The organism is Legionella lytica, from assembly GCF_044626755.1.
Taxonomy (GTDB): Bacteria; Pseudomonadota; Gammaproteobacteria; order Legionellales; family Legionellaceae; genus Legionella; species Legionella lytica_A.
This window is the reverse complement of the sequence record NZ_JBGORX010000005.1, coordinates 143,041-167,003: the sequence shown is the minus strand read 5'-3', so window position 1 is coordinate 167,003 and position 23,963 is coordinate 143,041. Positions and strand designations below refer to the sequence as shown.

Genomic DNA, 23,963 nt, shown 5'->3' with positions numbered 1-23,963 from the left:
GGAACTTAGTAGAGCCTTTTCTGAAAAAGGCTCTTCCATCGCAAATCCGCGAGCGTCATTGGATTAGGCCTTTAATGCAGTAAGTATCGCTTCATTTCCATTTTCTTCTTTTTTATCTAGTCTAGGGAATGGGAAATTGCTTAAGGCTTTTACAAAAGAGTCCATGACTTGTTTTTTGGTTTCAGTTGAGCTGCCAACTTTATTCTCTAGTTGCTGAATAAGGGCCCTTAGCTCATCGTTCTTATAAATTTCGTTAAAGAGTTCAGGAGTAGAGTCAGGTGCATCTCCGCGCTTGAGAGCGATACACGAGGCAATAAAAATTGCCGTGGCTGCAAAACAACAGACTTGATTATTTGTTCGCGATTGAAATTTTTCTCTCCAATCAAAAAAACCAGTGCGGGGATCGTCAATGAATACCTGCGACTCACCAGGGAGCTTGAATGCTACATATTCATGTACCGCTGGAGGTACCTTTCCTAAGAGTTTGGAAAAAATTCCTAATCGTCCTTCATCACTCACAAGACCACCCACAGCAATTTCAGTAAAAGGAATGTCAAGACCTTGTTGTTTGAGGCCAAATTCTACCCCGTTTCTTATGAATAATGTTTTATCTTTTAGACCACATAAAGATTCCGCATCCACAAGAGCAAAATACGTTCCATTGTTTTTTCGAATAATTTGAAGCCTTAAAACATGACCTTCATCATCTTTATAAGAGACCCAAGCCTTTTTGCCAGTTAATTTTTCTAGTAAATACTGAATTTCATTTGAATAGAGTCCCAAACTGGTCAGTACCGTTGCTGGCGTAGAAAAAAATTTCATAGTGTGTCTCCGATGAGCTATCTATTAGATAAATACTGTGGAATGATTGAAATTCACTGTGATCTGGTGAAATATAGTACAGTCAATTTAATTGTAAGTCAATATGGTATGTTCATCTCCTGGTTTTAAATGTAGCACATACGGACTTAATTCTTAGCTTTAACTCCTATTACAGCAAACAGAAATCTCTATATAAATCATTATGTTTCATAATGGAAACAAGTAATGTGGCATAAAAACCCACCTAACTAATCTGGTTAGTCTATAGTTTTAATATTGATTTCAACGAAGTTTGAGTGTAAATATTTATCAATGTGACTACAAGTTAAGTCAAAACAAAGAGCTTGTGGTATTATTCAGCATATTGAACGATTATGTGAGTTTATATGGCCAAATTTAAATCACTTGAAGAGCGGATGAAGCATAAGCAAGGTAAACTAATACCTGCTTCAATGTGGAAAGACAATCAATTATTCAACGAAACCTTAGAAGAATCGGTCATTTCTATTATGAAAGCCGGTAGTAGTGAGGCAACAATTTTAAGTTTAGATAAATATAAATCTAAACTCAACGATCAATGGAAGAAGAAGCAAGCCTGGCTGGGAATTGCCTTGGCTCAGCCCAATAATTTTTCCTTGCTTGAAGAGACAGCAAAAAAACTGGAGTTCAATAAAAAAACGCTATTTTCATTATTCGCTGTATTAGGGAATCTAGTTTTTTTAGATACCTATACAAAACAATTTCAAAGTAGCCAGGAAGTTCTTGATCTAATTAAGGATAATGAATTTTATGCTTATAGAAAAGGAGCAGAGCATGGCCATGCAGAGATACTAAACTACCTGGAGTCTAAAGCTTCAAGCCTTACTCGGGAAATGATCCTTGCCGAAAATTATGCGGCCTATAAAAATGCAGCTAGCAATGGGCATGTGGCTGTTCTTAAAGATTTAGAAGCAAAGGCATCAGAATTAGTCATCAAAATGATTGAGGCACAAAACTATTATGCATTCCGAATGGGGGCAAAAAATGGTCATATAAGTGTATTAAGTCATTTAGAATCAAAAGCACCCCAATTATTCGAGCACATGGTAGAAGCTGATAATTTCCGCGCTTATCGTGCATCGGTAGAAAATGCACAGATAGAAGCGAGCCATTGGTTGCTCTCAAAGAGTAGCCGTTGTTTTGCTTATGCTGAAGCTCATGTGCAAGAATTTGGTAAAGCGAGTGTTAATCCATTTATTAGCCAACACTTAAGTGCTCTTCATCGTGAAGCGCTTAACTTCCCTCCACCCGGTGTTTTTGACATTCAGAGTTTGGAACAAGCCAAAATTTGTTTTTACCTAGTAAGAAATTTAATTCGCCGTAATGAGCGTGCTTTAGATGATGAGATAAAGTTTTTACTCAATTTACCTTCGGTAAAAGCCTTAGCTCATATGGCAGTTACTCCAGAACAACCTAATGAACTGATACGACTTGCTCTGACCACCGGGAATCAAGATGCCGCGACCATTCTATTAAATATTCCCGAAGTTAAATCTTTAACAGAGGAAAATGATTATTATCGTGCAGAAGCACGTGGAGAATTAGATTTATCCCAGTTGTGTAAAGATGGTGAATCATCCATGACCGCTTTGACCACTGGTGAACAAAAACGTCTTGATGATGCGATTAAACGATATGGGCCTACTCTGAAGAGCAGAGGTATGAGTAATCTCATGAGTGATCTACGTGCTCAGCTCATAGAACGGTATACAGCAAATCCAGCTTCAATAGTAGATAGAGACGGAAAGCGAATTATTCTGCCTATGGATTTTGCAGAATTTAAACATCTTAAATTAAAAGAAAATGAGTACCAACTTGCATTAAAGGCGTATTATCAAAATAAAGATCATTCGGCGTGGCGTTATTTATCTAAACCTAACCCATGGATGCATCCCGATGCAGAATATGTTTATCAGGATAAAAAAACTTTGGCCAAGTGGTCTACTTTTGAGGATTATCAGCCCCTTATTGGACTTCTTTGGTTGGCAGCCAAGGATAAAGAAACTGAACCTACAGAGGGACATACTTTTGAATCCCGTTTAAATCATTATGTTGACGAGTTGGCTCTCATTGGACGCTCTCATAATTGGGATAAAACACGAGTTACTTCAAAAGAGAAACTAGAGGAATATGATGACCTAGAGGGAGATAGACCTTCTTGTTATTCGGGTGTCAAACGCAGACTCTTTCAATCGGTTCTAGGACATCCTCTGATTAGCATCGTAACTGAAGATGTGATTTTAGGGGAAGTAAGAAACTTTGCTCGTGAACATTTTCAATCATGTATTCGAGAGGACAATAAAGCTGCTTTAAAAGCTGCGTTTGAAGATTATATTATTAATATCAATAATATCAGTGAGCCGAATAAAAACCTGCTAACTGCCTTAAATATCTCAGCTGTAAAACAAAGGGAATTTGAACATTATCTAACAACAAAATACGGAGCTCAATACTCTGAAGATTTTGTTTTTATGAACATAGTTCGAACCAAGATGACTTTATCTGCTAGTACAAGTGATTTTTTTGGAAATTGTCATGCCCTAATGCTTGATGGAACTGCTGGGCTATATCAGATGTTGGAAAGTCCGGCGGAACAAAAACAAGAAAAAGTTAAGGTGGGGCACATAGGATTTTTCAAACCAAAACCAAAAGAAACTACTCTCAATGGGGTCGATGACACGCTGTCAGCTCATTCTTCGAGCAGTTCCCAAACAAGTCAGAAGGGATAAATCAATGGCTTCAGGGTCTTACCCGCTTCATTCGGAAAGGCTCTGCAAGTCAATCGTCCCAGTGTTCTGATATAAGGTCTTTCATCACGAACTAGATCACTACCTGAACGATGGAAATTGGTTCTCAATTCGCGTAAACACTCCTAGGTCATTAACTACCATTTTTCAATTATCAATTTTAAATCTGGTTCAGATGTTCTCGATAGCCAAATACCATTCAAAACTGCTGTGAATCGGATTATGACACCTATTTTTCGGATAGTGCTAAGGCTGGAGCCAATATCTGAATTTTTTGTCCTACACTTATAGTATTGAATCCCACGTGCTTCTGTATATTAAATTACAATTGCTAGGAGTTAAGATGGCTAAATACGCTGAGCAAATCACAAGTCTTTTTTCTAGCCTAGATATATTACTTATAGAGTCCTATATAAAAAAAATTGATTTCGACGAGTTAAAAATAATCTATGCAGAAATTTTACCTAACATCAGAGATGTAGATCGTAGAAGACAATTGAATGCGATGTTAGTTGAACGAGAAAAGCAGATTCTTACGACCTCTGAAAAACAGAGTGTCGTTGAAGGTGCACTCCAAAGCAATGTAAGGGTTAGCGATCAGCTGCAAGTGATGTTTGAGGACATCACTCAAGATATTCTTTCAGGATTTAATAAAGAAGAGGTAAAAGAAGCACTGCTGCAGAAAGCATCCAATATGGAATTATTTGTGCTGAAACGTAGATTAAGTCTCATGGCTGCTAATGAAGAATTAGAGCTATTTAAGATTGATATCGATGCTGAAATTGAAACGCGCAAAAAAATTCCAGATGTGGATCCCCAGATATGGATGGATGAATTCCATGAATTTCAAAAGCAGGAAGGAAATTTGCAGTGGGAAGAAAAACAATGGCAAAAACTAATTAGACACGGTCAAGAAATTGAAGCGGAATTATATACTCCTCCACCAAGAACCTATGAGGTGGTTGAAAAAAAGAAACCCGGTTTTTGGGCTAATGTAGGAAATTGGGTGTCTAAGGCGGCTACAAACACCGGAGAGTTTTTGGTCAAGAGCGTTGCCATGGTTGTTGGATATGTTCCTTTGACGGTTTATAGTTATTTATTTACACCTGCTCCAAGACCTGCGCCAGTAAAAGAATTGAAGCCAGTTCCAGATGATTTTACCGAGGATGAGGAGTTGGAATTAGAGCTATGGCGTGATGCCGGTGCTCGAGCCATAGCAGAAACCACAGGGTTAACTGCGGTGGGCGGTACTAAAAAGCGCGATGCGGAAAGTATTCAAAATTCACTCCATTCCCGTTTGGGGATGGTAATGGCGTCACAAATGGTGGCGGCAACAGAAAATGAAAATCATGGTGCTATCAAGACTGTAATTGGGTCTTTAGTTAGACCAGAAGATAATAATAGAACGGTCCGTTCACTGCAGGATGCCATCAAAGGTGTGGTTAATCCAATTGCGGACAATCCTTTAAATAGCGAACATGCCTGTTCTAAAGGAGGCGATGCTGATCTAGTTACTTCTATTGAGTTCGAGCTATTCAAATCCTTATGTGAAAATCCAGAAAAATTTGACAAGTATGGATTGAAACTGACAAGAACTGAAAAAGAACAAATAGATAGTTATTATAACAGTATGGAGAAAAGTAAAGATTTAAGCCATATGTTGAAGCATGTTTGTTCTGACTGGGGTGGGTACCGAAAGACAGATCCCAAAAAAGGCGAGCCGAAAGACAATTACATCAAAGTTGACGAAGATTTTGAAATTAAAAACGAACGATTTGAGCAAAAGCTACATCTTGCCAGTAGATCCTTGCAAGATGCAATAAAACAATTACCCGATGGTGAATCCTTATTCCTTGAAACTGGCTTAGAAGGCCATGCGATGCAGTTGGTCATCAAAAAGGAAAATGGAAAAATTAAACTTTCCACCTATGATTCATCTGGAGCTCTAGAAAATACGGCCTTATCCAAAGGAGGTGTGAGCATCATTAAAGACGGTTCCAAAGGCTTTATGGATACTCTGAGAACCAAAGGGTTATGGAGTGCTTTGGGCGACATTGGAAGTGCTATTTCAGGGATTTTCCAATTATGGGGGATGGGCTATAAGTCACAACGCAGGAATGCCTTATCCTTCACTGTTTCTGAGGATAAGTTATATACCGCTGAAGGTTTAGATTATTTAAGTACCCTAGTACGCTCCAACTCAATGGCTGGTTGGGCACAAACACATATCGACTTAAATATTAAACATAGCACCATGGAAGAGCGTGATCAGATGGGCTATTTTGAGCGATTATCCGCTCTAAACGCTCAATCGGATATTTATTCCAATTACATCAAAAATTTTAGTTCCCTCTCCGATCCTGATGGGGTACCACAATTTGAAGAGTTATTACAAAGACCTCAAAACACCTCGAACTGTTTTGCAAAGAAATCGCAAGCCTGTGAATTATATCAATTAGGAAAAGCGACCTATAAAAAAGTTCGACTCGCGATGTTACTGGAACAACGCGAAGGCATTTTAAATGATGTTTGTGGAAAGAACGGAGAGGTACAGGCTGAAAATGCAGTTAAGTTTATTAGCTCCCAGTATGTAGACATGCTGAAAAGCATCGAACCCGAATATCTTTCTCCAGATGAGCTACATGATGTATCCATGCGCTTAGCCGAATTAGAAAAACCACCCACTACCGAATACTATAAAACCTATTTTAACGCATTATTGGATGCAAAAGCGGAACTTCTGAAAAGTAATCCTAAACACATAGCGATTGGGCGTATCGATGATAAAATCGCTGCTCATGCTAAAGCTTTATATTCGTATTTAAAAGCGAATAATAAACAGGCAGAAATTCAGGAAATCTTCGCACCTGCTGTATATAGTACAGACCCAGTATATGATTGGAAATCTGCTGTTATGCCATTGAAGACTGATGAGTCTGGCAAAATAAATGATGCTGCATTGACCCGATTAAGCGAACATTCCACTGCTATGGCGTGGAAAGCAACAATTCAATTAGTGAATCATCAGATTCAAAAACTAAGCGTTAATGAACGACATATCGAATCTGAGAGCGAGCGATTGAAATCAGTGAGCGGTTGGGGTGTGTCAAAAGTTACAGCCCACGATCTGATGAATGCAAATATAGTCAGCTTCGTTACCAGTAACGATAGAAAAGAATATACTAAAATAGAAATCGATGTAGGAGGTAAACGCAGAGAAATTGACCACGATACATTTTTTAAGCTTGTAACAAAAAGTGCAAATAAAGAGGCGCTTACCAACCCTAATGTAGTTGGGATTATTAACTATTTACGTAATTCATCAACAACAATTGAAGCGGAATATAAGAGCAAAATACGCGACGTACAACGCCAAGCCTTTGCAGAGAAGCTTGCTACTAGTATCGATAAAGCGACTAATCGCCTAAAAGCCGATGTGATAAAACTTACTGAAATTAAAGAAAAATTGACTCAAATGATTGAGGATGATTTTGCACAGCGCATTACATCACTTGAGGAGCAAATTGAGGGAGAAAAAGCGATTATTGGTGTAGGGAAAAACTCTGTCCAATTAAGAAATCTGGAAGCACGTCTCGATCTTCTAAAAAAAGAAGTTTTAGAAATTGAGAGTTTGAAACAGTCGGCTCTTACAAAACTAGCACGGTTGGAGTCTGATGAAACAGTTCCTGGTTCTCTAAAAAATCGTATTAAAATTGCCAATGAAATTTATGGAAGACTCAGTGATAAAAACTCTGACTTGCAAACGAGTAATGCGGTATGTCATGCATTCTCATCTGCGGATGAACATCTGGAAAAAGTCCATAAAGATTTAATGTCAATTACCCAAACTTTTGAAGTAGATGATATTGAAAAACAAATCAATGATCGTCATCTCCATGTGAACAAATTCCGCGAGCGCGTGATTACGGCTCATATGGACACTAACCCCGAATTTAGAATCTTGGCTGAGCTCGCAGCGGGAAGACTAGGAACTGAGAAAGAACGAAATCGGGAAATGTATAAGCAATCAGCTGAGGAACGGGCTGAGTTTTACAAATTAGGGAAAAATTCATTTTTACCGGGTAGCGTGTATTACGAAATACAGGACATGAATAAAAAGCTTAAAGCAAAAGCTTTTGAGATTGTAGAACGAAAGGTCCTTGTTAAATCGGACCATTATGCTCCAGATGATCTTAATTCGATGTCATCTGGAAATGATGAGTACATCAAGCTTGATGGGATTGCTGGAGAGTTAAGCAAAGAGTCTATACCCGATGAACTGAAACAGGAATGGGTTCGTGGAATGTTTGCTATTTGGATAAAATTTGAGCGTGCTGAGCTCTTAAACAAAGCTCAAAATAGCGCCAATTCCACCGAAGCAATTAATAATCTGTTCCATCATTTCTTAGAACAAAAAGCAAATATTAAGTACGCAACACTAAAACAATCGGGATATCCCATCGATCTCAATGAAGCCCAAATTCAGCAAATGGGATGGAAGCCGATTGATATCGAAGCCATACGTCAAGAGCGCCATAATAACGCACTAATCACTGCCGCAAAATTTAAAAAGCTGGAGGATGCTCGACCAAAACCCAAAGATACGCCTACTGTTGTTGCAGTTAAGCTAACTGGTGACGATTTAGAGAGACAACATGTGGTCACAGAGGTTCAAGATTTTGCACCACCAAAAGAGAATTTTTTAAAACTGTATGAAAATATAGTGATTGATGGAAGCACGCTGAAATTTTTGCGTGAACATCCTACTCCTACTTTAAAGGGAGATACTCGCGAAAATTACGAACAATACTTTAAAGACATAGCGGCTCATTTACATAATTTGAAAACGTTTAATGGATTGGAAAATAAAGGTGAACGCGTTCTTGAATTTTGTGATTCGGCTGCATCCAAAATCTTTAATTTGCCTTATCCACCTCCTGCTCAATTGGTAAATGATATTACCGAAAGCATCTTGGAGCGTTATCGAGCTGATGATGAAAAACACAGCTTAGATAAAGGGTTTATGGATTTAGAAAATCATGAGCGCTCACAATTACTCACAGGTTTAATTAAATTAACTCTGTCACAAATTGATCCTAGCGTTGATGCCAGAGTTAATCCTAAATTCTACTCTACGATTAAACAATGGGAAAAGTTAATTATTCCTCGTGATGAGGCGATGTCACAAAAAATAAGCTTATTAACTCCAAATGGAACGGAGCCGGTTGATATTACGCTCTTTACAGAAGTTGATCTTGCTCTTCACGGTTCTCCAATTGGTTTGGAAGGTTTGTATGAAGGTCAAAGAGGCTTACAAGTAGCCTTACTCAACTACGGTAAAGAAAAACTGGTAGATGCTGACTTGCGTAAACTTGCCGATAAACTGAGTATGAGAAATGGTGATGCCTTACTTGCACGACAAGTTATCGACTATTATTCCAATGAAGCATTTCTACTTTCTAAAGATGGCATAAATAGCACACAAGGTCGAGAGCTCTTTGAACGAGCATTTTTAGATGCGTTTAGAAATGCCACTACAAAGCAAGAAAAAGAACAGCTATTGCATTTTATAAATAATTTGCCTTTTAGAAATGCCATCACCATGCAGGAAAAAGAGCGGTTATCAAATTTCATATATGAGTTACCTTTAAATCAAGCGAAGATGCCTTGCACGCTTAAAGCGCCACATGCATCATTTATCGATGAATTGTTGCTCAAAGCAGCCAATATTGACCCTAAAGCATTTAAGGAAATTACGGGTACAGATCTACCCTTAACTACGGCAACAGAATCGTTTGTTCATTCATTGACTGTAGATGATCCCTTGAGTGTCAAAAAACCGGATGCAACCGATAGACTCTTTGGATTTGTCCGAGAGATAAATCTATTGGCATTAAAAATAGAGCATTTTACTAATAAACCACAACCACTTAGTGAGGAGGATGTCGCTGCCGTAGATGAACTCTACGCGAAACTAATATGCTCTAACTTGGCCTATAAATTAACTTATGATCAAGCTACTGAAGAAACTATAGCTAATCTGAAAAAGAATTTTGAGTTTTCTCGAGAAATGGGATTAGCTCAGACGAATATCAGCAAATATCAGGATCAAATCACTGAATTCTCAACTACTCTTAACCAAAAGGGACGTTCAGCACTCTTTACCAAAGTCTTCTCTGCTTATGCGAAGGATTCTAAATTTGATGGTCATCAGATTGAAATTGAAACGTCGGTCTCATCCACTAAAGATTTACCTGGTTTTATCACGTTGGCAGGGCAGGTTTCGCTGGATGTTTTACATGGTGTTCTTTATATGGGTAACAATAGGTTAGGCGTGATGCCTGCCTATATTCAATCTAATATTGCCCTTCAAGAATTAGGTATTGGTGCTCTTCCATTTAGACCCAAAGACGGTGGATACATCTATTCTGAAGATAATGTGGAAGAGGGTGGTAATAAAATAAAAGCGTCCATTACGCCTCAGGAAGATGGAAGTCTTATAATCCAAAGAGAGTTAAAAATTTTAGATGGTACTCCTAAGATCCTTCAATACATCCAGCCTGATAAGATGAGTGCCGTGCCTATTGCATTAAAACGAAGGCTCAATGCAGCACATTATTTTGTCGATTCTAAGGGGGAAATCCATGGGTTTACCGCAGATTTTAAACCTGTATTACAATTATCGCTGGGTGATAATGAGATTTGGAGTGGTAAATTAATAGACCATCGTGGTAAATCAATTGATATCAGTTTGCATACGGTGGAGGAGTCTGCTGCTCATGATTTAACGAGTATTTTCCCCGCAGATGAACTGATCAATGTGAATAAGAACACAGTTTATGTTCCCTCCATTGCTAGATATGTAATTTATGATGAGGTTTTAGCAAGTTATTTCCTATCCGATAATGACAGCATTGCCGATCTTTCCTCAAGAATGCATCTTGATATAAAGAAAGATGGCAGTGCATTTACCACGAAACAATTGTCATCCTCCGAAGAAAGAGAGGTTCATGGTTATCAAGAGCAAATTCAAAAATTAAAAGAACAAACACCTGCTCTTAAAACACAAATTATAAAAAATGCCAAAGCGCTGCTGGAAAAAGTGGGAATGGAGTCTGCTGCTCTAGAGCAAGAAAATATTCAAGATGAGGAAATTAATACGTTAATTCAGCAAGCTTGTGAAAAAATTACCTTGCTTGGGGATACACCAGTCCAAAAAGACGCACGACTGCTCGAAAAGCAAATTCAAAAAGATCAAGTAAGAGTGCAATTGCTCGAAGGAACGGGTTTACTCAGTAGACAAGCCCGAGAAGAGGTAGCGAAAAAAATTAGTGTGCTTGAAAATAAAATTAGAGAAATTACTAACCCTGAGTATTTTGTTTTTGTAGCGAAATCGCCACAAATTGAAGAATTAGAACGATCGCTCGTTCAACTTAAGGATGCCATGGAGCAGTCCTATCTTGAATTTAAGGCAGGCGGAAAAGATAGAGATACTCTGGCAATTCAGTATGAAGCAAAGAAAAACGCCTATTTACAAGGTAAGTTTAAACTGGATCAAGCTTACTCAGCCGCAAGTTATTTGCGAACTTATAGCGAACAAGGTGGCTTGTTAAAAGCTCAAGACTTCCAAAGTATTCTTCATATTGCTTCAGTAGAGGGTAAGACCACAGTTTTAACCCAGCTTTTAGGCACTAATATTCCAAAAGGCCCTTTAAAATCAACTGAATTAGATCAGTTGCATAATATTCAGCAAACGTTTATGGCAAAAAATGAACCTTTAAGCGTAGAAGATAGAGCCGCGCGAATGATGTTGATTGGTACAGAACTCCAACATCATATGTTAGAGCGAGCTGCATGCGCCTATGGTAGATTAGATCAATGGGATAGAGAGACTTATAACAACTTAATCAATCAATTTCTTTCAGAAATGGATGGTGTTTTAAGGACAGAGAAAGAACATCCTGGAACGTTTCCCCATGAACAATTTTCTGAGCTATGGCGTAGTCTACAAGCAGAATTTACTGATCAACCTAAGATCTTAGAAAGATGGATACGCATACAGTTTAAATATCCAATAGAAAAGAGAATAGAATTTGATCCTAGTATGCTCGATCACTTCTTTATCAAACCCATAACTCCTGTTGATACTGGTGAGAAAAAACCCATTAGTATTAATACCCGAACAACGGATATGCCCATTGAAAGTATGGGGGCTCGATCCTTGGTTACCATTCAATTGCATAGCAATCCGCAAGAGCTTATTGATAAAGCTCAGCTTGAACTTGAAGAACGTTTACGAACAGAGTTAAGCGAGCATGGTGAATCGGTTCAGGCCCAAGAGGATGGTTATTATTACGAAAATTATGGGGTCTTTAATGAAAAAACGCTTGAAAAACTGTTCAGTGTCACTCCAAGCCATAAGGGGCTTGGTGGATTAAGTGAAGAACATGTTGCGAAGTTATTTGACTTAATGAAACAAAATGGCTGGGTTCGAGTCGTAGAACCTAAAGAGAAAGGGCAATTTCAGCTTGCATTGCATCCGAGTGAGTTTTACTCCTCTCACAAAATTGCCAGTTATCTCGTTGAAAAAGGGTTTGCACAAGGCGAAGTACGCGCCATCTCTGACAGATTGGAAACATTTTTATACCAAACTGCAGTGAATGGTGGCACTTACTCTATAAAAGCAGGTGCTCGAGACGAATTAATTGAAAAAGTTACTGAAGCTCAAGAAAAATGCAATATTGAATATTTAATGGCCAAAGATAAACTTGAATCAATTTTGGCAAATTCATCGCCACAAGTTACATTTGCCGAGCTCAATTCAGCTTACCTCTTAAATGATTACAGTAGCCTTCTTGCCAAATTCCCTATAGGAACTGATCTGAAGAAAATTGAAATTTCTTTGAATAATAATATGACTCGCTTGTTATACTACAAAACAGAACTGGATCATTTAAATGATATCGAAGCAACATTCAAAAGAGGAGAAGATGCAAAAGCAGTTTCAATGTTACACATTAAACGAAACTACCAACTCGATAGACTGCTTGATTCTGAAATTGCTTTAGATGCAATGGCAACAGATCCACAAGTGGTGGAACAAGAGCGAAAAATGCAAAGAGCATATCTCTTGTTTGAATCTGGCTTTGGTCATCGTTGTAATACCCGTCAAGTAAATATTTTCCGTGGTCTATTGCTTGATGAAGAAACTAATCCAGACAAAATTGACTCTGCTCAAGCGCGAATGGGATTTGGTAAGACCACTTTATTACCTTTGGTTGCTTTATATAAAACAGATCCCAGTAAATTAGTTCGCTTCATAGTTCCTAAATCAGCACTGGAAACCAATACCGCGGATATGTCTTCAAGCCTGGGAGATTTGCTTGGTGGTCGTGCCGTAAAAGATGATTTCCAACGTTATCGAATCGAAGCAGATCCTCAACCCGATATGGGCTTGGAGAGTCCTCGTTTACACTCATTGCAAAATGCCAAAGAAGATCTAAAAAAACGACTCGCGTTGTATGAACGAATCAGAGAAAATCGTGAAGTGCTGGTACAAGCACCTAATGTTCGTAACTCCATGGAGTGTCAAGCTAAGATTTTCTTAGATATGTTAAATCGAATTAATCCTAAGGAGACCTTGCAACGTCAAGAGCTTGTTGAATGCATTGCGGTGTTAAACCAAATACGTTCTATGGCCACTGTTTCCGTATTTGATGAGTTGGATGCGACCCAAGATAGCGCAACAACGGACGTAAATTATACTTCGGGTATCAAAGAGTCACTTGACTCAGCGGAAATTTATCCATTGGAAGTGATTACTCAAATCATCAAAGCCGCAAAAGATAGATCGCCTGACGCCTTGGCTGATGCATTGCTTGCGCAATTTAACATCGTTGATGATTCTGAACAGAGCATTAAGAAATACATTATGTCTTTGGAAGAAGAGCAACCTTCAGGAGTTAACCAGGAAAATTGTAAACAAATTTATTTGATGCGGGCTGTCTTAACTGATCCGGTGATGCTCAGCGTATTTACCGAAAAAGAAGCGGGTACAGACTTTGGGGTTTGGTTTCAAACTGCATCCGATGGTTCAAAAGAATATGATTATGATGCGCTTAGAACCGCGGGTGAGGCAAAATCAACTAAACCCTTGTTAATTACCATTCCCTATCAAGCGGCAAATACTCCAAAACCACAAGGTTCGAGATTTGATAATCCAGAGGTTACCGCAATTACCACCTTTTTGTATTACCTCGATTCTAAAACCAAAGTATATGAAGACCCTCATTTAGAGTTTTTAATTGAGTCCATCCGCACAGGAGTTGGTGAAAAACCCTTCTTAGACCAATCAGGTCAGCAAATTGATCCTGAGTTTCGAGAACTATTTGAGAAGCTGAAAGAATTAGCGGATATTCAGGATCCAATTTTCAGAAACTCGCAACGACATGAGTACTTTAAAACTCTAGATAAAGATGGTGTTGCCTTTAGAAAAATGCTGGCTCGCACCATTATCCAAGAGCAAATAAAATTCGATACGGGTAAAGCCAACAGTAACCGTTATGAGCAAGGAACAATGCAGGATGTAGTCATTGGGTTCTCAGGTACTGCAGGCGACACATCCTCTCATTTTAAACAGAATATGCTTGACCCAGCTGCCGATGGGAACATGACTTTAGGTATTATGGGAAGACAAAACTGCCAAACCACTACAACACTCGATACTGATGGTTTTACTAAGAAGGGTGATTACACCGCGAACTTGATTCAAGCTTTAGCTGAATCTTCATTTCAGGAAAAAACAAGAACATTCATTGACGTGGGTGGTTTATGCAAGATTTCAAATCGGGGTGTTGCATTTGAAATAGCCAAGCAATTAAAGCTAAAAGAAGAACCATTAAAAGGATTAAAAGGCGTTATTTTCTATGATGACGTCACGAACATGAAAAAGGTTCTTTCTGTAGATGAATCGGGTAAGGAAACTATTGTTGAGTTAACTCCAGATATGGTGGCTGAATCCGATAAAAATGGAAGTTATTTTACCTATTATGATCAAAGTCACTCCCGCGGTGCGGATATTAAACAGATGAATGGAGCCAATGCTGTTTTAACCTTGAATTTTACCGTGACCAATAATGATTACAAACAAGCGATTATGCGAATGAGGAAAATTGTCGACAAGACTGCAGGCCAATCATTCTCAATCGCTGTACCTGAAAATGTAAAAAAACAGATTTTAATTGATTTAAAACTTACAGTAGAGGATAGACCAGAAGGATTAACAGGGAATGATATCGCTTTTTGGCTAAGACAAAAAGAACTCAAAAGTGATTTAAATAATATTTCTGTATTTAAAGCAGAGCTCGATTCCGTTGTTAAAAATGCCATCTTGCAGCAACAAGCAGAAATAACCAAATTAATGGGTTCTGGAAATTTAACTGAGGAGCAAGTAAACCATTTCAGCACGTTTGTACAAAAACTCAGTGAGATTAGCTCTTTGCCCTTTATTCCCAATGCGGTAGGAGATTTAAAGGCTAAATATGGTGGAAAATATGGAGAAACTACCAAAGAACAATTTATTAAAGATTTGGATACTCTATTTAAGAAACGTATGGATGAACTCTATCAGGCTGTTGATCAGGCAAGAATTGATCTGGAACTTCCTGAAAGACAGGGCAAAGGTGTACCTGAAAAAGATCTAGATACACAAGATCCTTACTTTGCAATGAAAAAGAGGATTATAGCAAGACGTGAATCGCAATTAAGCGATAAATTTGTGATTCCATCGAACAGCGGTAATGCTTTAGCGGAAGGCGAAGCCGTTACTGAAAATCAATCTCAAAGTCAATCACAAAGTCAGAGCCAAAGTCAAAGTCAAACACAGACACATTCATTTTCTGAGGTGAATAATGAAGAGGTGGTTGTTGACGCTCGCTTATTAAAACATGACATGACCGTTGAGCCGATTTCAGTTGCTTATTTATCTAAGCCTACAGAAATTAGTGCACTGCCTTTAGCAAGTAAAATAGCACACATGACAAAGTTATTCTTAGATGATGATTCTGTTCGTTGCAGCTCAACCTATAAAGCAACGGATCCCGTACCTCCAGTTCGTTATTTTGTCGCTCGAGAAGCAGGTGATCCTAAAGTTATTTTAATCAATCAAGATGAGGCAAATAAATTTAAAGCATCACCTCAAGAAGGTTGGAGTCTCTATGACATCCGAGTTAGCAAAACGCATGAAATATCTAAAGCAAAAGTTCTAACACCAATAGTGGGTCCTGAAATTGCTTTACTACAAGAGCCAACAGTGAGTAAATTAAATTTTGCCGCCTTTAGACATCCAGTAGTAGGCGCCACTGTGAGCGAGTTGGCAGAATCTTTTAAAGGAATATTAACTCCAAAACAACTTCAACCCACTTTGGATATTACTTTTTCTAATACTGAAAATCTAACTGCTCAGGATAACGTATTTCAGATACCTGAATGGGGCTTTACTGGAAAAAATACAACCCAATGTAAAATACAAATTCAGCGCACTGAAATAGAACATACAGAACAGCATAAAGAGACTGGTGTCACTATATCTATTGGTGAAAATGACGGTAAAGCGGATGTGTTTATTTCGTCAAAACTAAACGATCGGTTCACCAAAGGAGACAAGCCTAAGGCGATTAAGAAAATTAGAGATGAAATTGAAGAGGAACGCGAAAAGGCATTGGAAGAACACGCCTCTCTTAAAAAAGAACATCATGATCTTCGGGAGCGTAAACATGAACGAATGGATCACTATGCGGAGTTAATTAGACAGAAGAAAGAAGAAAGAGCAGTGGCAATTAGCGAGGGCAAGCAAGCAATCATTGATGGCTATCCTAAAGCAATGCAATCCTCGCTCGATGCCAAAGAATGGTCTAATGGCCCTGTGGGTTCCCTCGCGTTGAAACATCTAAAAATGTTTGCAAGAAATAAAGTTCAAGGTGCAACTCACTATGGGTTCCAACTCGATAAAGTATGGTGTGATGATCTTGAGATGGGGACGAGCTATTGTCTCAACAAACTTTTTAAACTGAATAAAGACAAAATAGTGAAAGGTGATGCCTCAGGCTTAAGTGACGAGGAATTATCTGTACTTTTAAATAAAGAATTAACTAGACTTCTGTTGGTAGTCGAAAAGAGATATTCCGATGCAGTGCCTTATAAAGAGGACAATGAATTACCTATGGACTCTTTATTTAAAGCAAGCAGAGCACCCGCTAAAATAGGTTCAAAGCAAAATTTAGAGGTTACATTCCTAGGACAAGATTTTGATACCGCCTTTAGAAATTTATTCTATGATGTTTATTGTGAACAAATTGATGATAAATTCAAAGACGGTCAAAAAGAACGAACTAAAGCGTTTGATGATTTTTCTAAACATTTTAAAAGCGTCATTTTCCTAGCTAGAAGAGAAGATCCACCACTTACTCAAGAACAACTTCAAGAACGATTAATGCTGGTTTGTAGAAACTTTGCCTCTAAAGTGGGTTCCAATCCCGACAGGATGGAAAAGAGATTCAAGGATCGTTTGTGTTATTCCATCACTGCTGGACTCAATAAAGCAGAAAGTAAGACAGCCATACAAAAGGCAATGAAAAATATGGTCTTAAATGGCATTCTTGACTCCATTGGAGTTGCCACAGAAGAGCAACGAGGATTTTACGAACGTATTAAAGTGTGGTCAGAAAATAAAATTGATAAAAATAATTTCCCATTGCCCGAGAGATTGAAAGATTATAAGACTACTCCTATTGATAAGGAGGAAATCAGGGCCGCTATTAAAGAGGTATTAGCTGCGCAAAAAGTCAAGGCAACTGAGGGAGAAATCGAAGTTATGGTTAATAATACCATAGCGAAGATGCGTGGCCAAAAAGCTCTTGAAGAACTTTTAGAAAATAACTATAGACCCGTTGAAAATCGCGAACCCAAGTTCGAGCCAGATCCTGAAACGGGTGAACCACGAATCATGTTTGATTCTAGCCACAAAGAAATATTAAAAATGGACCGGCAAGTTTTAAGACTTGAGAAAGAAATAAGCGAACTTAAAAAACAACGTAAAGAAGAAATAGATAAGCTTGATCAGCAATGCAAAGAGATAAGAGTAGAATTGAATAACAATGAAGGATTATTAGCACGTTTAAATACCGAGTGGAATGCAATTCGTTCCTTGATTACGAACATTGGTAAATTCTTTGGGCTATTCACTACGGATAATCACGTTATTGTTAATGCGGAGCAAATAGAGTTCTTTGATGATCATTTCGATATACCTACTATTATCGAAAAAGATGTAAATGCTTCCATCGATCTAATATTCACTCCGCCCGAATACTATGATGTACAAACTGAAATGCTAGTACAACGTGAGCATTTACATGGACTTGATGATCGCATGATTGACGAGCGTGCGATAGAGGTGCGCGCTGAAAGCTCCGTTCTTAATGCAGGAAGGATCGTCACCCAAGAAGCTAGTGAGGTACACCCAAGAGAGAATGTAGTGCAAGGATTGGCCAATGGACCAGTCTTGGAACAACGACAAGAAATAATAGCCGTTAATATTGAGTCTGTAAAACTTAAACCAGTTAAGTTGGTAGTTGATGGCTCATTGGAAGAAAGTGCCGGGTTGGATCATGGGAGCGACGAGGATGAAATGGAAGTAAATCCTGATGATCTGCCTCATCGTAAACATCATATTGATAAGGGAGAAACCGTTAGATATAGAAATCTATTAAATGAGGGAAGAGGGGAAGATGAACTCCGGAATGACAACTCATTAGGTGTGAAGTGAGAGTGATACAACCCTTGCTTACTCATATAAGTCAGAACATGGATTTAGGCGTATAGTTCCCGCGTAAATCCATTGTTCTAAATGTGTTCGTTGCATCAAGGACATTTTACATTAGGCCTTAGGGGAAAAACTTTTCGCGGCATGCTCCTCTAGTTTTGCTCCTTCTTCAGCTAAACCAAGTAAAGGGCCGAAAACTTGTGGATATTTTTTATAAAGTTTATTAAATTTGTCCCTGTGGGAGCTTGTTGTAATTAATGCTTGTTGTTGGGGAGTTAGGGGCACTTCTTGATAAATGCATAAGACTAATGGATGGATATTGGTTTTTACAAACAAGGTGTCTATCTCATTTTCGGTGAGTTTTTTACAGACCCGGTTTATATTATGCAATTGTTCATAGGGCATTGCTAAAAGACGCTCTAAGAATTGGGGAGATAATTGGATTTCTCTCTTCATGGTAGAGGGTTGTATCAATCGTAATGCTTTGATAATAACTGTGAGTTCATAAATCAATCGATAATTTGCAGTGGATCTTAAACTCCATTCACGTTGCTCTTTGAAAATAAGCTCCAAGCTATTTTTCGATAAGGGCAAATGCGCTAAATGAAGTAAATAAGCAATTGTGAGCAAAAAATCACTACTCAATGACTGTTGATGAGCCTCGATGTAATCATGTAGTTTTTCTCCATTTGCTCCAGCAATTTCAGGTTCTTCACTAAGCATTCGATATAGATTTTCAATGGTGCTTTGAAGTAGAGGCTTTTGCTCGGCAGCATTGAGAAAGAGTGAAAGTATCGTTAGATTTTGCGTGCAGTTATTGCGCATTGCTTGGAAGGGAGGAGCTTTGGGAGCAAATGGGTCATGTATCGCGCTTTCCCATTGTTCTAGAATATGTTTTTGTTGTTGTCTTAATTCCGCAATAGAATATTTTTTACTAAGTCCCTGTTGAATCAAGGGGGTGGTTATTAGGGGACAGTTGGCTAGTTCGATAAGCAAAGGAATGTTTGAGTTGCAGACTAAAGATTCTGCCTGTTGGTTTAAAATGATGAGATTGGTCAATGAGATGTTTTTCTTTTGACTGATGATAAGGCTCATGAGTGGTAAGTTCAGTTGAGTACCTAGCTCAGCTGCGCTAACGAAACGTCGTGCAATGGAGCGGATGAGGAGTTCTTCACGGTCATCACGTGCATTACTTAATCCCTTGGCTAATAAATTGAGCAAAGATTCATCGAGGTATAAGTTAGGATAATTTTGAAAACTGATGACAATAGCAGCCAGATGAGAGGCTTGAGCGCTGTGGCGAAACAGTAAATTAGCAATAAATTTGTTAAGAAGATCTTTGGTTTTTAATTCGTCAAGAGCATGATAGACACCTAATGCATGGTACGGATGGCAACGTTCAAATCGTGAATGATAGGGTTCATAGACGGAAAATAGCTGGGTAAGTTGCTGGATATTAATCCCAAATTGTTGATTAATTTCATTGGCACGCGCTTTAAATTCAGGAATTAACTTAATCAGTCCAAAATAAAAGAGCAAGGGATCTTCAATCAAGCGTTGATGCAGAAAGGTCAATGTATAATCCGGTGAGAGGGCGCTGTTATTGGTACTTGAGTCGCTAGGTAGATCATTGAGTTCCTCTATGGCCTCTTTCATACTGGGAAAATCAGTAACTGCGCTACTCAATTTAGGAATGACAAAGTCCATAATGAAGCGAAATTCATTCGTGGAGAGCAGAGCTAAGGCAATGAAATGATAGTGACTATCATGGGCGGAAATACTAAATGGAGTGCAACTAAGCTCATGTGCAGTTTCCAGATTTTTGCGTACAAATTGGGAGGGTAAGTTAATCAAGCGTTTGTTTTGTAAATGGAATTCCTGATATAAGGTTTGTGGACTAATAATACCAAAACAGGGTTCTATTTGAATTTGATGCATGGGATTACACTCACGCGCAATCCATTCGACCAGATGGAGCGGTGGAATTAAATAATGGGCTTTTCCCTCATGAGTGACCAGGGCCATTGGTGAGCGGATGGTTGGATCATCTGAGGGTTCTAGTAGTGTTTTTAATAATTCATCTTTGCAGGTTGCCTGGCCTTCTTCAATGGCAATAAATAGGTTACCAAGTCCTGGGTTGACTTGTAATCTTGTTTGTATACGGTCAAGGTCAATGTTTGGGTAGCTGTATTGTATGTGCTGTAGATAGGCATCGAATAGCATTTTATGCTCAGGCTCATTGAGTTTGAGCGCATGAATCTGGTCATAGCTCCGTCTTGCCAGCAAATACATATATTGTTGCAGAAAGTCTTGCTTGGTGATTGATAAAATAGCCTCCTGTTTTTGATGGCGGATCTTGGTTAAAAAGCCTGCAATTAATGGTTGGTCTTTTGCATTTTCTAATTCCTTGTCTAAGTATTGTCGACAAAGATAAAGATAAGCCAAATAGACCTCAATATTTGGATGAGCAAACAGTGGATGGTCTATTTCACCCTGCTGCATAGTCTGGACTAATGCTGCTAAATAATCGCGATTGGATCTGGGGGGATTACTCCCGGGAACCAAGGCTTGTTCATCGAAAGTATTAATTAACAGAGTTAATTTACTATTTTTTACGTAAGTGAGAAGCATGACACAAGTCCTGGGCGTTATGAGGGAATATTTTGATGATTTAGTGCTTATTTTGCTTCAAATTTTAACATAGAGAGCTTTCTTTTGAATAGACAAAGAAAAAAAATTATTAGAGTATTTGATCAATGTAGCGGCTGCAAAGTTTACATCGAGGTGAGCACGAACTGTGTTTACTGGGTCTGAGGCAGCCCTGCCTACGATATTGTGTTTTATTCGCTGTCCTTGTTTTCCAATTGATGGCCATCAAGATGGCGCTCTTGGCGTTCATTTTCTTGCTTGGCAATTTTTTTTTCCTTTTTGGTCCTGCCAAATTTAATGCGATTTTCAGAAGCCTTTTTTTCTTTTTCTACACGAGCTTTAGCCTTTCTTTTTTTATTAAGATTAATGATTTCTGCCATAGCACTCTCTATCGATTACCCTCTTTATACTATAGCGCAACCAGTTATGAAGCAAAAGGCATACCCCGCTTTAGTACTAATAATCGGTTGACAACTCATGGATCTTTAAGCAACTATCGCGGCTAGATATTATTGAAAGCCCCTATATGAATGGGGCGGTAGTTGGGAAAAATCATGGACAACCTCAGGAAATGAAGAAGATATACGATCTCATTATTATTGGTTGCGGGGGTATTGGTAGTTCAACACTGTACAATGCTACGCGTGCCGGATTATCAACCTTATGTATAGAACAGTATGAACAAGGGCACCAAAAGGGCGGAACTCTTGGGGAAACTCGAGCATTTCGCAAAGCCTATTATGATAATCCTGCCTATATTCCGATTTTAGAAAAAGCGTATCTAGATTGGAAAAATTTAGATGCAAATAGCGAAATGGATTTATTTATCGAGTGTGGTGTTCTTGAAATGGGGCTTGCGAATAGCAAAATGAGTGTGGATGCGATTCAATGCTGTAACGATTATCAAATTCCTATTGAACTCTTAAGCAAAGAACAAATTACCACGCGCTTTCCTGGGTTTCAGGTTCCAGATGAGATGGTTGGTATTTTTCAACCTGAGGCTGGTTTTTTGCAAATCGATAATTGCATGAATTATTTTGTTAATTCCGCTACTGCCAATGGGGCGTCCGTTGCTTATAATGAAAAAGTTGTGTCTTGGAAGGTAGGCGAAAATAACCTGGTTCAGGTTACAACAAATAAAGCGACGTACTACAGCAAATACTTGATTATAACCACGGGCTCTTGGGCCCCAGAATTATTGCATGCACTGGATATTCCATTGCAAATTATCCAAAAAAAATTAGTATGGATTTCTGTACAACCAAATGAATACAGCATTCAAAATGGCTCTCCTTGTTTTTCATATCATCTCAATGGTGAGGTTTTTTATGGATTTCCTAACATCAGTGGTCTTGTTAAAGTCGCAAGACATAATGGTGGTGCATTAATGCAGCATCCGCATGACTCGCCAGAGTTTAATAATGAAGCTGATGCGATTAAGCAGTTTGCTAAACAGTATTTACCTAAGCTCACCTTCAGCGATGCCATCAAAGAAGCCAGCTGCTTATATGATGTTACGCCGGATCATCAATTTGTTATTGATAATCATCCTGATTACCCCCAGATTGCTTTCGCAGCCGGACTATCGGGGCACGCCTATAAAATGAGTAATGTTCTGGGAAAAATATTGGTGGATCTTGCAAGCAAACAATCGACAGAGTTTGATATTTCGTTTTTATCATTAACTCGTTTTTAAGGGTATTTTGCTTTGCTCTCCGTACCCTCTTAGCACTAATTACACAACAAAGCCAATTGACATGACACATTGGTATGGCTGCTTGAATGTGTCATGTCAGTTTGTTTTATTGGCTACTCGACCCAAGAGTTGCACTTGGTGTTTTTTCAGATTGGTCTTCGGTTAGATCATCTGTAAGTGCTTGTTGATTTACGAAAAATTTCCCATAAAAGTAACGAGTTATATCTCCAAATTGATAACTTGAAGAGGTTTGCTCACCAGTACGGGCTTTAAGGTTATCTTCATGTTGTACTGTCACAGCGGCAGCCCAATCCATAAGTGCTTTAGTGTAATCACCAAATTCATATTCTTTTGTATTTGATTTGGGAACGTTTGCACTTTGATTAATAGAGACTAAAAATTCTTTAACTATGGACAGTAATACGTCCAGTTCATTGAGGTTAGTTTCATCAACACCTTTATTATTCTTTACGGTTTCGTTAATAAGTAACATATAACGTGGACCACGTTGGATGGGTTGAATTAAAAGTGATTCTAAATCATGCTTTCCTAAGTGGCTGATAACGGCGGCGTATTCAGGTTCTTTTTTGCTTGCAACACAAAAACTATTATAAGCTTGTACATAATCTTTGTAGGCTTTAAAAAAAGCAGTGATAAGTTGCTGACGCTGCTGCCTCAGGACTGAGCCGTCTGTAGTAGAAACATCGACAGCTTTAATTACATTAGATAGTAATTGGTCAGAAATAACTTTTAACGGGGGAATTAATTTTTTAAAATCACTAAGATTTTGATTTTTACGTACATCAGATTTATCAAACGCATTTTCTAGTAAAGTTAGAGTCTGATTATAGCTTTGCTCTGTTTTCATACTTTCTTGAAATACTGGATTATTTACAATAGGATTTCGTTCGATTAAATCTTGCATAAAGTACACCTTTTAGTTATTGGGATTAAACTTGAAATTAGGTCAATATGGGCGATATTATAACATAGTTTATTTTATGTATGCATTTTATGCGCTTTCGAGATTTTGGTCTCGTCAATGTAACTTTTTTCAATGCAGGAAAGAGTTCCTGTTTAATCTTTGAAGGATCCGTGGAGTGCACGGAGAATAAGAAATTTCTTACATGATAATGCGCGATTTGGAGTTTTATTCTTCATCATTGTTAGCTATGATTAATGAGTACGA

At 38.4% G+C, this 23,963-nt stretch carries 7 protein-coding genes; 3 read left to right on the top strand and 4 right to left on the bottom strand.

What is annotated here, in order from left to right:
* Positions 1-63 precede the first annotated feature (63 nt).
* Positions 64-822, bottom strand: a complete 759-nt coding sequence (locus ACD661_RS12370) for a hypothetical protein (protein ID WP_400188177.1) — start codon at positions 820-822, stop codon at positions 64-66.
* A gap of 386 nt (positions 823-1,208) precedes the next feature.
* Here ACD661_RS12370 and ACD661_RS12365 point away from each other — a divergent pair, with 386 nt between their 5' ends.
* Together ACD661_RS12365 and ACD661_RS12360 are read left to right on the top strand one after the other, a co-directional pair.
* Positions 1,209-3,590 carry a hypothetical protein gene (locus ACD661_RS12365; RefSeq protein ID WP_400188176.1) on the top strand — a complete coding sequence of 794 codons (2,382 nt, stop codon included), beginning with the start codon at positions 1,209-1,211 and terminating at the stop codon, positions 3,588-3,590.
* Between the two features lie 361 nt (positions 3,591-3,951).
* The gene (locus ACD661_RS12360; protein WP_400188175.1) at positions 3,952-18,432 is read left to right on the top strand and encodes a DUF3638 domain-containing protein; all 14,481 of its coding nucleotides are present in this window, start codon (positions 3,952-3,954) and stop codon (positions 18,430-18,432) included.
* Between the two features lie 111 nt (positions 18,433-18,543).
* On the opposite strand, the gene ACD661_RS12355 is transcribed toward ACD661_RS12360, so the two are convergent.
* Positions 18,544-21,060, bottom strand: coding sequence for a hypothetical protein (locus tag ACD661_RS12355; RefSeq protein ID WP_400188174.1), 2,517 nt, complete (start codon positions 21,058-21,060; stop codon positions 18,544-18,546).
* Between the two features lie 209 nt (positions 21,061-21,269).
* Entirely contained in the window at positions 21,270-21,458 is a 189-nt protein-coding gene (locus ACD661_RS12350) for a DUF4169 family protein (RefSeq protein ID WP_400188173.1), read from the bottom strand.
* Between the two features lie 191 nt (positions 21,459-21,649).
* Here ACD661_RS12350 and solA point away from each other — a divergent pair, with 191 nt between their 5' ends.
* Positions 21,650-22,774, top strand: coding sequence for an N-methyl-L-tryptophan oxidase (solA, locus tag ACD661_RS12345; RefSeq protein ID WP_400188172.1), 1,125 nt, complete (start codon positions 21,650-21,652; stop codon positions 22,772-22,774).
* Between the two features lie 106 nt (positions 22,775-22,880).
* Here the strand turns inward: solA and ACD661_RS12340 are convergent, their stop codons facing one another.
* Positions 22,881-23,699 (bottom strand): RhoGEF domain-containing protein, encoded by an 819-nt coding sequence (locus tag ACD661_RS12340; RefSeq protein WP_400188171.1) that lies wholly within the window; start codon positions 23,697-23,699, stop codon positions 22,881-22,883.
* Positions 23,700-23,963: the final 264 nt, after the last annotated feature.